Annotated in this window: 6 protein-coding genes and 2 pseudogenes; 7 read left to right on the top strand and 1 reads right to left on the bottom strand. The window is 50.6% G+C overall.

The window, feature by feature from the left end; all coding sequences use genetic code 11:
• Nucleotides 1-95 precede the first annotated feature (95 nt).
• Together EOW68_RS17370 and EOW68_RS17365 are read left to right on the top strand one after the other, a co-directional pair.
• Nucleotides 96-1007, top strand: a complete 912-nt coding sequence (locus tag EOW68_RS17370; protein ID WP_128226426.1) for a hypothetical protein — start codon at nucleotides 96-98, stop codon at nucleotides 1005-1007.
• A gap of 341 nt (nucleotides 1008-1348) precedes the next feature.
• Nucleotides 1349-2215: pseudogene (locus EOW68_RS17365) on the top strand (transposase); the annotation flags it as partial.
• Nucleotides 2216-2437: 222 nt separating this feature from the next.
• Here EOW68_RS17365 and EOW68_RS17360 read toward each other — a convergent pair.
• Nucleotides 2438-3446: pseudogene (locus EOW68_RS17360) on the bottom strand (IS110 family RNA-guided transposase).
• Between the two features lie 810 nt (nucleotides 3447-4256).
• On the opposite strand from EOW68_RS17360, the gene EOW68_RS17355 reads away from it, so the two are divergent.
• From EOW68_RS17355 to EOW68_RS17335, 5 genes are read left to right on the top strand one after another with little or no spacing between them, the layout of a single operon-like run.
• Nucleotides 4257-7652: a tubulin-like doman-containing protein gene (locus EOW68_RS17355; protein ID WP_431359033.1), complete on the top strand. Its 3396-nt coding sequence runs from the start codon at nucleotides 4257-4259 to the stop codon at nucleotides 7650-7652.
• A 30-nt stretch (nucleotides 7653-7682) separates the two neighbouring features.
• Nucleotides 7683-9368: a hypothetical protein gene (locus tag EOW68_RS17350; RefSeq protein ID WP_128226424.1), complete on the top strand. Its 1686-nt coding sequence runs from the start codon at nucleotides 7683-7685 to the stop codon at nucleotides 9366-9368.
• A 2-nt stretch (nucleotides 9369-9370) separates the two neighbouring features.
• Entirely contained in the window at nucleotides 9371-10846 is a 1476-nt protein-coding gene (locus EOW68_RS17345) for a CARDB domain-containing protein (RefSeq protein WP_128226423.1), read from the top strand.
• A complete protein-coding gene (locus EOW68_RS17340) occupies nucleotides 10843-13518 on the top strand; it encodes a GLUG motif-containing protein (protein WP_128226422.1) in 2676 nt (891 codons plus the stop codon). The genes EOW68_RS17345 and EOW68_RS17340 overlap by 4 nt, the downstream gene beginning before the upstream one ends.
• Nucleotides 13519-13562: 44 nt before the next feature.
• Nucleotides 13563-14147, top strand: a complete 585-nt coding sequence (locus tag EOW68_RS17335; RefSeq protein WP_128226421.1) for a hypothetical protein — start codon at nucleotides 13563-13565, stop codon at nucleotides 14145-14147.
• Nucleotides 14148-14241 lie beyond the last annotated feature (94 nt).

The following is a 14241-nucleotide window of genomic DNA, read 5'->3' as shown; positions in this document are numbered from 1 at the left end:
CCTCAACAGAAGATTGTATTAGAATGAATATAATTAATTATACAGAAGTGATCTGTAATAACCAATTTTACGATGATTATTAAATAATTGGTCGTATGGCTGGAGATATCATACGAAATGGCATAACCAGACGAAGATTTCTCAGATCAACCAAAGTAGCCGCATTAGTCGGAACAGTCGGAGTGGCTGGGTGTTCATATGGCGGATCAGCGTCCCAGAATAGTAATTGGTATCAGGATTGGGTTCAACGACCATCAACTCTGCAAGAAATATTTGTTTTTAACATGCAGGATATTGAGAAAGAGATTTCAGAAATGTCTGACGATAATAAAGACATCTTTGATTCGATCAGCAAATCAATTCTTTTTGATAGTGGTGAGATAGATCCATTTCAAACGAATGTTGTACAGCTGCTGAACTATCGACGACCCCATCCCGATTTTGAACGTTCACCGACCTCTGTGATTGTAGGTAATTTTGATACAGACGATATCGCTCAAAAACTCTCTGCTGAAACTGGTTGGGACGATAATGAAAATTATAATGAGTTTACGATTTACGAACCACCGACAGTCAATGCACAAGATATCGCGGTTGGAGATGAGGTTTTGATAACCAGATCAGCGGGTGGAATAGATAACGATGCGACGGTGAAACCATATATTGATGCGATGGAAGGCTCGGATCAAGAATCAAATCCTATTTACGAAGAAGTGGCTGGGCGGCTAGAGGACGCAATTAGCATTTTTTTGGGTTTCTCGGAAAATTCTAACGATCAAGTTCCAGGGTACGGCTGGAGTTGGGATCCACCAAGCGATACAATTAAATTCGTCTTTCACTTTGGGGAAGCAGGTAATGTAGATCAAGAGGTTCTTAGTCAATACGAAAGATCATCAATTTCCTCTTCGTTCGAATCAGACCTAGTTTCATATTCCAAAAATACAGATGGTCCTGTCGTGGTTATAGACGCTGAACTTGAAAACTTAAAGCGATATCGCCGGCCTTGAATACTGTGAGAGGTGTCAAGACGGTGTTTACCTATGACTCCATGAGAAGCCTGCTAATGCTACAGAGTGAATAAGGAATCGGAAAGGGAGGAAAGCCGAAGCATTTCCAGTGTCACGAACACGGACCTATGAAAGGCCTCACCGCAAGGATGCAGAGAAATGTGCCTCGAGCACGGATAGATGCGTATCCTGTTCACTCTCTTTCCACACGTACAACGCTTCCAACCAACCATCGAGTACATCGGTATGGATGTTCACAATCGCTACAGGTGACGGACGATCTCTTTCTCCCTTCCCGTCATTGCCCTATCTACTCAGAGTACACCTAAATCTTCTGTGAACCACTATCGCCGGGGCGAACACGAGATCACGAACCACCAGAAATGATGCGTGGCTCTCTGCACTGCTACTACAAGGACATCTATGGCATTCGTCCAGTTACGCGAGAACTGAACAACACAGTCGTCTGGCTCAGTTGTGGCTTCGCTCGACCGCCGTCGAGAGACGCGGTCAATCGCTTCCTCACTGATCTTGAACACGTCGTTGACGAGGTTTTCGACCACCTCGTCGAGCAGGCCGCAAACCGGGGCCTGCTCGACTTGACCTACTCGATTGATTCGACAGACGTGAGAGTGATGCCTGCCGATCCAGACGCGTCGAAATGTTACGATCCAACAGCTGAAGAGTACTACTACGGCTACGGCTGCACGATTGTTTCGTCCGGCTCAAAAATCCCAATTGCAGCTGAGTTCACCGAGAGCAAACAAGCGCCAGAAGAGACGGCGATGCGCGTTACCCGTGACGCGCTCGCCGTCGCTAAACCGATGTGGATGCTTGGTGACAGCGCCTACAATACGCTTGACTGGCACGACCCCTGCGGCCAGCAGGTGGTCGTACCAGTCGCTCCGTACAACCCGCGAAACACCGACGATCCGAAAAATATCGAGGTCAGGGTTGAAGACCGTATCACCGGACATAGTGAGGACGTGCAGCTGAAGCAATCGACGCTGGACAAGACATATAATCGCCGCACAGAGGTCGAACGAACCAACGAATCAGTAAAGGACTGTGGCCTCGGGCAGACGCATCCCCGAGGCCGCGTCCACGCACGAGCGCACGTGTTTCTTGCGCTGTGCCTTCGCCTCGTCGTTGCAATCACCAACTACGAACGCGGAGATAATCCGGGAAGCACGATCATTACGGTGTGACAAGAGTTCTATGACATCGCTGAGAATCCCGCTATCTGAACAAACCACGTCGATCTGCTTAGATTTTCTGGTGGTCCTACTGCTCACCTCTCTCTGATAGTAAAAACCCATAGCAAGCAGTCGAATCAGCCACTGCACATCCCCCGTGCGGAGGTATCTTGACACGACACACCAGTCGCTCACCGTGCGCTGGCCCGCCCAAAGAGAGACGCCCCGCGTCTCTCAGGCGCTCACCTCCGGTGGGTCGTACGGTTCGTTCTTCCTGAGCATGTTGAACAACGCCACTAACAGCTTGCGCGCTGTTGCCACAATCGCTACCTTGTGCGGCTTGTTTCGTTTGTTCCGTCCGCCAGTAGAACTGACTCAAGTACGGATCCTTCGCGTTATGAACGGCGGTGTTCGGACACTGGACCAGGATCCATTGCAGGTAGTCGTTTCCTTCTTTGCTGATTTGGCCCTCTCTCCGCGAGTCGCCAGACTCGCGGATTACCGGGTCCAATCCAGCGTAACTCACAACTTCAGCTGTGCGGTCAAACCGCTCTACTTCACCAATCTCGCCGTAGATCATCAAGCCAGAAAACACCGCTATACCCGGTGCAGACATCAACGTATCCAGCTCGTCTACGTCAGCTGCTACCTCTTCGATCCGCCGCTGCATCCGCTTGATCTTCACGGTGAATTCGTCGATTGCTTCCAGCCACTGCTCCAGCAACAACTCCGACGCGTCGTCGAGAGTGAGTTCACGCAGGAACTCACGCCCTTGATCACTCCACAACGAGCCATCGTATGTGACGCCGTTTTGATCAAGCAGCGAGTTGACCTCGTTTTTGAAGTCTGAACGCTTGTCTACCAACTTCTTGCGACCGCGCGCAAGCGCGCGGTAGCGCCGGAATTCCTCTGGTGGAACGTAGCTTTCTGGCACTTCGCCCAACCGGAGGAACCGTGCAAGGTTCTTTGCATCTTTACCGTCATTCTTTTGTTTCTGGTCTTCGAGCCAATCCGCCCGCCGGATTGGCGAGAGTCACATCCAATTCTTCGTCGAGTCTGTCGTAGATGGTGAAGTAGTTGCTTCCCGCTTCGAGTGCGGCGTTGCTTCTCGCATTTTTTTGCGATCTCATCGAGGTCCGCGGCGGACCTCTTCAACGACTTCGCCTTCATCGTCAAGGACAGCAATTTGCGCTTGCCGCTTGTGGAGGTCAATGCCCATGTAGTGATCAGTGGTTGCGGTCATGGTGTCCTCTGGAGTCCTGAATGCGTGAAGCGGAACGACATCGCTCCGGGCTTGCGGCCTCGGCTGACGCGTCAGCCGGGCCGCGATTCCAATTCTCCTGTTCCTTCGCATCCGAGGTCCGTCACCCTCCCGAACTCGGAGGTGCATGTCATAGATCGACCTTCGGGACCCCATGACGTACTTCACGCTCCAGGGATTTCAGCGGGATTCTCATGGAGTCACCCTCTATTGATTAACTATTAGTGACAAATATTTCATATTAATCATTTAGAAATTTACATAAGCTAATTAGGAACGATTAAATAAGTTTAATGATATTCCCAGATTAGACTTAGGTATTCACACTTAATCATAGTATACTTAACCTTTGTCTCTATAAATAATTCATTAGCGGAATAATTTTAAATTAGCTATAGGTATATCTGCCGGATGATGGCGCCCCCCTCTCACCGGGCCTGGACGGGTAATTTCACGTTGGGTCCTACCAACGACTGTTGGGCCTTGGTTGGAATGGTGACTGGGGGTATCAAATGGGCCAACTGGCCACTCTCTCGGACTGGGCTTGGGCTATTGACGCAGTCGGGTAACAGTCAAGAGAACCACTCTGATCGGGCTAAAGGAGACCGAGGCCAGTGGCAAGGTGTCTGGAAACCAATACCGCGTCTCATGTGATCATAGATGTCCAAAACAGAATACAATCCACAAGATCAAGACGAACTTTCAGGGAAACTCGAATACCTGCTCGAGCGGGAAGTTGACACAGTAACGTTCCCAGATCGAATATACGCGTTGGGCGGCGGTGGGAGAAAGATGGTCATCGAGATGTTTTCACAAGACTGGGTTGCTGTCGAGGCCATGCGAGATCGGAGTCAAGATATCGATGTTATCTTCATGGATTCGGCCTCTGAGGATGCAGAGAATCATGCAAAGGAGGTGGCCGATATCCGTGAGCAGTTGGATAGACTCGAGCAAATCATGCAGGAAGAGACACCTCCTGACGTAAATGTTGGAAGTTTCAACATCAAGGACGAACTGATAACGGATTATGTGAGTATCACGAACCAGGCCTCCCTCACCGGTGAAGACCCGATCGCTCAGATTAAAAAACACACCGACGCCGAGCATTGGTGGGTCCAGCGAGAACATTTGAACTCGGTGGACGATCGGGGTGATTTTTATGATGTCAGCCAGGGCGCCATCAAACGGCGAGCGCTGGGGAAGGCATTACACTACAAAGCTCTTGCACAGGGTACGCAAGAGTATGCCGACGCGATGGCATCAAATATCGAAGAGTCGGAGATAGCGATCTTCGCCGGACTCGGTGGCGGAACCGGCAGCGGGACGTTCATCGATATCGCCAGAAAAATTCGGAGCTACAACCAGAGTGCCAACATCCAGTTATTTGCGACGTTACCAGCGTCTGGACAGCGGGATCAGGCACAGGCAAACGCGTTCGCGGCACTGTCAGAGCTCGAATATCTGAATTTGAGTGGCGAAACTCCGTTCAACGACATCTATCTCTTCCCGCTCGAACCGACCGACCTCGATGGCGAGACAACGGCAAATCCCGAGTTGCGCGAACTCGATCGTGCGATGACGTACGCAGTCCTCGGGGTTTACAATGCGACTGATATGGATTATGCGTTGAGCAATACACTCAGCTACTCACCATTCACAATCGTCATTCCCCAAGTGCTCCACTACAGCCGTGACGAGATCAAAGAGAAGAAGGAACAAATTCACGAAGTGCTGCAAATAAAACGAGAGATTCTGAACCGTGAGTATGATAGTATCGAGGAGATAGAGAGCTATTTGCAGAAACATCATCCGAACGTTACCCCTGTCGAAGGGGACGAACTGAGTGACGAATCCCGAACGTATCTGAAGCGACGACTCAGGGAGTTCGAACAGCTCATAACGAGCGATCTACTCGAAAAACTCGAGATCGAGATTACAGATGACAGTGACCAAATTCTGGATGACATCTACGGTGACAATCTCGATCATGACCAGGCGACGATCAACGAAGTGGTGAGACGACGGGGGTTAGACGCCATTATCGATGGTATCGAGTTTATCATCGACATTCAGGGGATCCAGGACGGACGTGTCGATAACTACGCAGAGTTCGGTGACGACCTGATAAATGATATCGCGTACACCGAACTCGCCCGACTCACACGAATGTATGAACTCCTCTGTCGGTTGCATGGGGCACGGAAAGCGACAATGGAGTCAGCAGCCGCAGAGATCGGTACAGACGCAGATACAAAGCTCCTTGAAACAACGCTCGTTCCGTCGCTAGAGCGTGGTATCGAAAAGAAACGATGGAAGACTCTCAAAACAGCGAGAGACGACGTCAGCAACAGAATAACCGACACTGAAAGAGAGCTTGAGGAGACTGAACAGGAGCTCGAAGAAGAACGAGAAGCGTTCGAAGAGACTGTCGACCAGTACACGCAGGAGTTCTGGCAACGTGCGAAGCCGCTGATCGACGATAACGCCACCCTGGCAGAGATGCGACTGGACGAGACGGTGCGAGAATTCAAGTCGGCGCTCTCGGAGTTCGCCGAAAATGTTGCAACCGAGGATGACGTCGATACGGTTTCTACTGCATCTGTTGAGACCGCCCTGGATCAACTGAAACAAGAGGTTGATACCACTCTCAAGAGTGATCTCGGACGACGTAACAGCCTCGACCTTTCCAACCTCGAGGCAGATGTCATAGAAAGCACTAGTGATGTCAAAGTCTCCCGCAAGCGATGGGATAATCTGGAAAGCAGTGCAGAAGACGGCGGATTTCTGAGCAGTTTGTTCGGATCTGAAGACAAGGGAGCGCTTGATACGGACCGGTACCGCACGCCTTACGAGAAAGTAAAAAGTAGAGGAATATTTTCGATTACGCGACCGCCAAATACCGAGGCTGCTCTCGAACGGAGTGGCTTCTCTGTCGACGTCGAGATTGACGTCGAGAAACGGATAACACAGCAAATCGAGCAGCTGCAGGCGGATATCCGACAGGAACTCGAAGACAGATACGAAGAGATGGTTCAGGAACTGATCGAGGAAGACGAGCCAGGTGCCGAGAGTGACGTGGGGTTCGGTGACAGTTCTGGCACGCCGAACGAAGTTGTCCAGCGCACGGAGGAGTTTGGCAGAGTCGTCGCTGATTCCGCGCCGGATGAACTGGAATCCAGGATAGCAGATACCGTCACAGAAACGATCAAAACTGAAATCGATACAGATATCGACGAGATCGAAGAGCAACTGGAGCAACTACAGGAACGGCTCGAAATGCTACGGAGCCGACACGAGCGGATTACAGATGCTTTTAATCTCTTTGAACGGATGACTGGCGATGTCGCCGAACCGCTTCGAGAACTGTACAGTGATTACGAGAACCGGTTCAGTAGCGATATATTCGATGTTCCACACCATCGGACGAAACGACACGCGATCGACAAACTATACGAACACGAAGTAACACCTGCCGATCTCTCCAGCGCGGTAAAGAAACAGTCACTTGCAGAGACAGATCTACTGGAAGAGGGTTCGACAGGAACAGCCCCGCAAGAGAGACAGGACATTCGGAAATCGTTCAGCAAGATCACGAGTAACCGCATTCTGGATAGCAGATACAACGGACTCAAACGGAGTAGACTCAACAACGCGAACATTGCTTCGTTCCCAGACACGGGTGTCTACGTGGCATACGCAAGCGAAGCAATCAGTGCAGGACAGGAGGTGGACGGCAAGCTGAACCCGAACGATTTTGCGGACGTGAAACAGAAGCTGATCGAAAATCTAGATATAAGTGAGGTTTCAAATCAGTACGACCAGTGGTTCGTAGAAAATGGTGATCCATGGGAGGTCGCGATGTGTGTATACATCCAGGGGCTTCCGTTTATGGACAACTTACGCGATCTCACGGCTAATGACGGATACTGGTCCCGATATCAGGAACTGGCACGTCGTCGGGATCAGATCCGAACGATCGAACGCCACGCGTTCGGTCTTGAACGAGGATTCTACGTCACGAGATCAGAGCTGATAGACATAGATGGAAACCCGGATTTCTTCCTCGAACAGTCAGCTGAAGACATCAGGTCGGAACTGACCAGTTGTCACGACAGACACACCATCGAAACAGAAGTCGAAGATATCAGCACTGGACAAGATGGGCAGAATTTCGAAGAAAATCGGTGATTCAACAGCTAATACATCAGAACTATGTCCATGATAGAAAACATGACGCGGCAATATCAACAGTACAGAGACGAAGTGTGGTTAGTTGCCACTGTTTTGATCATTCTTGTCTCGGGTATCCTCATCGGAAGCATGATCGGGCGAGCCTACGGCGGCTACAGTGGATTGCGTGAGAGCTTCCGAGACCTGATTGAATTTATCCCGTACCTTGATTTAGTCAATGTTGTATCGCTTATTATTGGGCTCTATTTTGGGCTTCTGACGCTCTTGTTTTTCGATTTCAAAAAGCGAATTCAGAGTTCACTCCTCATAGTTGGAACGCTCATTAGTTTCGTGTTCATTTGGGCCGAGGGGGTGATGTTCACCGCGATGGGGATGATCGACTGGACAATAGTCATCATCACTGGTACAGTTACTATTTTTACTATCGGTGGAAAGACTCTTCGTCGCATGTCTTTCAATCCAGACGATATTTATCGAAACAGGGTACTGACAGCGGAGGGTGACACGCCTGTGGAATTCCCAAAGGCAGCTGCTTACCTCTGGTGGTTACTCGTCGTGTTTGTTGGTATCTCGTTTTACGAAGCATACACCCAGTATCCCCAGTTTTTCGTCTCAAATGGCGATATTTTCACACTCCAATTAGGTGCATTTGTCGACAATCACAAGATTGTCGGGTCTGAAAATCTGATTGCCAGGGATCTGCTCGCCAGTTTTTTCTTCTTGGGTTCGTTCCTTCTGTTCCTTCGATACGACGCGAGCAAAGAGATAGTGTTTATTGGACCTCCAAGAAGTGGCAAGACACATCTGCTTATCGGGCTATTTGCCGAGGCGCAAAACTCGAATTACAACCCACGGAATGTCTCTCCGTACATTACTGAGCAGAAAGATTACATCATTGCCCGGGAGAACTGGGCGGAAGAAACTGAAGGAGAAGTTCACGAAATGGGGTTCAACTTCACAACCCCGGGTGTCTTTAGCAAGAATATTTTCATTAATGGACTCGATTATCCGGGCGAGTATTCGTACTTCATTCCTGAGGGCCTTCGTCTCGCATCTGAGGGGATGGAAGTCCCAGAGACACCGATCGACGAGGACCCACCGGTCGAATTTGGAGGTCCACCAATCGGACAACAACTATCCGGGAATTCGGATATCAAAACCAGCAAGTGGCAACACCTGATCGACAACGAAACCAGTGGCTATGAAGAGAACTACAAGACTATAATCAATGATATTCGTGGGATGCGCGAAACAGACAGCGGGGGTCCGGAAGACAGCGTCTACGTGTATATGGTCAATTCGGTCCTCCCCAGAATCCGAGACGCCGACGTTGTTGGGTTTGTCTTCGACACTCAGGAACATCTCAAATGGGAACAGGACGAAAATTCACGATTCGTCCAGCTGGGGTATTACCAACATATCATGGATGTCTCTAGCGCCAGGAGAAGTATCGGGATAGCCACCAAAACGGATGTACTCAAGGACGATTTCGTCGACCAGCGTCATGTGGAACCAGACGCCGAGTACGCAGAGTTTAGAGAGTACATCAACGACCGATTGTTGGGTGGTCCATATAAAGGGGAGTTGCAATCTCTCCAGCTGAAGCCGTATCCGGTCTACATCGAAAACCGCGAGGATCCGGAGGAAGACGCCCCAAAAGTTCCGCTTCGGACCTTCGGGATGGAAGAACTCCTCCAGGAGATGGGTGAATAAATATGGGATCGCTCAAAGTATTCGACTCGCAAGGCCGGGCGATGTACCCAGCCGGTGCGTCCGACGAAAACCAGATGCAGCGATACTTCGACCAGGACATACTCGCAATCGGACCGAAAAATGACAAGTACAAGATCGAAGCCTATCTGAAAGTCAAAACCAGCGAACGTAACGAGCAGGTGAGCATCCGGTACATCGGTGACACCCTCGACACCCTGTTCGCGGATTGTCGGGCCGCGATACGGACGCAGTTAGTCGAGAACCGTGGCTGGACGATTCGAGAACCGTACGGCAACGGCCCGGGTAAGCTAACGTGGCTCACAATCTGGGAAGGGATCGGAGAGGCGAACGCGAACAAGACACCAGACGACCTGTACGCTGATTCCGAGTTTGGTCTCGGACTGAACCGAGAGGAGAGATCGCTCCTCCAGTCGATCGTCCGCGAAGAAAATGGAACTGTTCGAATCACTGCATCCGACTACGACGTTATCGCGAAGGCGCTTTCGCAGTATCTTACGACTGGCAACACGATCGTCGTCTCTCGTGAACGCCACAGTCCACCAGAATATGCTGATATCCACCTGTCTGTCTCTTCAGATCAGTGGGAAAATTTCACGCTCCACGACGAGACCAGAGAGACACTGGAGAGACTGAAAGAGCAGAGACGAGAAGAACTACGGCAAGAGAGTTTCAGTGACCTGGCGGAGACGATCGCGAGTCTCAAGGAGTTGAATGCAGACAAATCCGCTGTCAAAGATCGATTATCGACCGCTCTAGCCGACACCTACAACGGATTGCGGGTGATGGAGAACAGCGAGATTCGAGAGCTCCGGCAGCGAGCGAGAACTGAAAGAGCAGGCCAGTCGACTGCTTCGAAGAATCGGCTCATCGCAAGTCTGAAAGAACGTCCAAAACTCCTGATGCTACCGATACTTCTCGTGGCGATTGTACTGGGGGCCATCTTTCTGATCGGGTTCGGTGGTCTACCGTTTTTCGATGGGAATAGTGGATCAGACAACCCCGACGTTCCCAGTGCAAGTTTCAGTATAACAAACGTAACCGTAGAGCCCTCGGAGGCAGAGGTTGGTGACGAAATCAATATTAATGTTACCGTCAAAAACGGCGGCGAAGATGCTGGCAATGCAACGGTGTTATTACACAGGGAAGAAAGCTTAGAGAATGACAACACAACGCCAGAAATTGAGCCAGATGACACTAAACAAGTAGATTTCAGTGTCGAGCCTCTTACCCGGCCTCAGAATTATTCTGTTCGGATTGAAAACGACTCCAGTACAGAGCGCGAAATTCAAGTCGGTCTCGATGGTAACATCACCGTATCGGACTCGATAGCCGGCTCGAATCTTCCCGCGACCTCGAACTTACAGACAGCTAAATCGGCTGCTCGCAAGAGTGACCGAGCGAGACAATGGACAATTGGCCAGTTCACCAGCCGGGTAACTATTGATAGAGATTCATGACTGACGAGGATGGGGACGATAACGCGTCTGCAGACACAGCGAACAGGGGACGTATCCCTAATTACGCGACCGAACGACGCGACCTATTGAAGACGACTGGTGCGGGAGTGCTCGGGATCACGAGTTTTCGACATACTACAGGCCGCGTATCGGCCGAACATCAACTGATCGAAGACTGGAACAATCTATATGCCATCCGGGGCAGGTTGGAAGATGAGGGAGAAGACTACATCCTAGTCGCCGATCTGGATGCAGATACGCCCGGTTACGATGACCACGTCGCGAACCCCACCGGTGGCTGGGAGCCCATCGACGATGCTGGCTCCGATAATTCGTGGAGTTTGTACGGCGACGGACACTCAATCTCAGACCTCATAATCGACCGTCCCGACGAGAGTAGCGTCGGTCTGTTCGGGGAGGTGGCAAACGGCGAGATAGAAGACATCTCGATTCGAGATGCCGATATCATCGGTGGAGACAGTGTCGGAACGCTCATCGGAACTGGAGAGAACTGCACTGTAGTCGACTCGGATACGACGGGATCAATTAGCGGCGATAGCAGTGTCGGCGGCCTTATCGGTAGCATGTTGATTGGAGAGATAACCGACTCGTATTCAGAACAGTCAGTGACGGGCAGTAGCTCTGTGGGCGGACTCGTTGGTAGGAGCGATAATCTCAGCATATCGAATTCATACGCTACGGGATCAGTTAGCAGCGATGGAAATGCAGGTGGTCTTATCGGTTCCGATGAAGGTTCAACGATAACTGATTCGTACGCGAAAGGATCCGTTGAGGGCTCTGGCTCAACTGGTGGCCTTCTCGGCTTCAGTATTGAGACTGACATAAACCAATCATTTGCAACAGGCACGGTCAATGGGGAGAGTTTAACCGGTGGTCTCGTTGGCTCAGCTGAGGTCCTTTCCGTAAACAGGTCGTACGCGACGGGCGAAGTCAGTGGAACCAGCGAAGTTGGGGGACTGATAGGCGAAATAATTGACGGTGGGGATATAACTGAGTCATATGCAACTGGATCAATTGATGCCGAAGAAAATGTTGGTGGTCTGGTAGGCTACTGGACTGGTGGTGGCTCTATTGGTACGTCGTACGCAGTTGGGTCGGTTAACGGTGGAGAAAATGTTGGTGGTTTAGTCGGGTATATTTATGGACCAGGTGATGTGAACGAATCGTACGCAGCTGGTTCTGTCAGCGGGAGTGACAGCGTTGGTGGTCTGATTGGGCAATTCGACCAGGATAGAGTGACCAATGCATACTGGGACATACCAGCGACCGGGCAAGACGAGAGCGCTGGAGGAGGAGTGGGACTCGGAACGCTGGATGACGAGCCACCAGCTGACGGAATGACAGGAACTGATGCTGAAAAAAGCATGGAGGGATTCGATTTCGACCAGACGTGGACCACCGTCGAAAACCCACCGAACTACCCAGTGTTGCAATGGCAGGATGGCAGACATCCGAAAAAAACCACGGGGCATTCTGGAGGGACCTCCAATTCGACAGCCGGTGCCGGAGCCTTATCAGAGGCAACCATCGAAGCCACGGTGACGATTGACGGACAAGAGTATCACGTACTGCGAAATCTCCCCGATAAGTCCACTGGTACATATGCATATACGACAACAGGGTTCGAATTGCTCGAGCCGAATCTCGCAACTGATGTCGCCGTCAGTCACGAATTCTGTGATGCATATCTGTTCGACAGCGAGGAGCGTCTCGAGTATACGAATGAGCAACATGCAAAGTTCGATACTGTCGAAGAGTTAGCCCGAACCGCAAATCTACTGACTCAATTGAGCGGTGCATTGGCATTGTACACGATCAGCCCATTATCTGCAGCACCACAGGTTGCTGAATCTTTAGGCACAGTTATCGACTGGGCCTCGCATGAACTTACCGACCCATATCAGCAACAGTACATGAAAATGGCGGCAACCAGTAGCACGATCGACTGGGCAAATGAAGAGGTGCCGGATGCCGGTGGGTCACTACTTGACTTGAGTGCTGATGCGACTGAAATATTTAAACTAACCTTGCAAGCAGCAGAAGTCGCTAAAGGTATTAGAGAAATTGCCAAAGCAGTACCGACCGTTGTCGATGTTCTTCGTCAATCAGATTCAGTTGTAACGGACGTTGATCCAAATACTGTTTCCGGTGTCGGTGATCTCCGAAATGCTGGCTATACAGCCCTCGCGGGCTTGGCTGTGAGTACAACTGTGGATACAATTGGGAACATCGCTGAAGTACAGGCGAAAAGTGCGGCGCTTGGCGGCGGAAGTGCAGGTGCTCGTCGACCAATTCTGAATGAGATTATAAGCCTCGAGAATCGAATTCAGGAGTACCGAATCGGGACTGCGGGAATCCTTCGGATACAGGCACTCCGACAAGTTGATTATCAACTAGAAGCGGCTGCATGGGAGGGTATCAGTACCCTCTATCAAAACCTCTCCGACGGGCTACTCGGCCCTGGATACGACGCAGTCTTCGGTGCAGATGACTTCGCAAAAAGAGCGGCGCAAAATGCTGAGTCCTGGCGAAATCTCAGCCATTACACGATGAAGGGTACAGGTGAACATCTCAGACGGGGACTTGATCACTACGAGAAATCACTCAACAAAGCGGAATTCGGTGAGCAAACTGCAATAAGATATCAATGACAGACCAGAACCGTCCAGATACTGAGGAGAGTTCCACTGGTCAGATGGCAGACCGTCAGCAGTCGAAGGCCTCACAACCAGTTCAGGAACTGATATCAGATAATAAAGCATTTCTCTCACGCCGGCGTACCCTTGGTGGACTGCTCGTTGTTATTGGAGTTGCAGGCTGGACATTTCGTGAGCAGTTGCCCGGTTATCGTGACCAGATTGTGACTGATGAGGGCGAAGTTGGTCCATCTCCGTGGGAAAAAGAACAGCAACTGCGTGAAGCGAGGCAGAATCAAAGATTAACACTGGTACCGTCTTTTGGGTACGAGCCTGTGACCGAGCAAACAGACGATGCTACTGTCCCAGTCAGTAGAATATCTGCTGCTCCGAACGCATCTGGAAACGGTGATCGGATAAGGTGTACTGTCGCATCGGGATTTACCGACGAATTCATTGAATTGCTAGTCGCATTGTGGGCAAACCCGGACCAAAAGAGAAATCAATATGAGACATCAGTCGGTGGATCTTCCCTTGAATTCGAAGTGATTCCAGGCGACAACATCTGGATTGGGATAGCAATCCAGCCAGCAGAGCAAACAAATAGGGACCATCCGTCTTTAGCTAAGCTCAGAACGTCGTGACAGTGGCGGCTTTTCGGGACTTCTTTTCGACAGGAATGAGGAGGCAACGGCTGTGTACACTGAAGCCTCCTCAGACGTAATTGAACAGCGGCTT

It is taken from the genome of Halovenus amylolytica (genome assembly GCA_004015825.1).
Taxonomy (GTDB): domain Archaea; phylum Halobacteriota; class Halobacteria; order Halobacteriales; family Haloarculaceae; genus Halovenus; species Halovenus amylolytica.
Note: the sequence above shows the minus strand (reverse complement) of the source record. Positions and strands in the feature narration are given on the sequence as shown.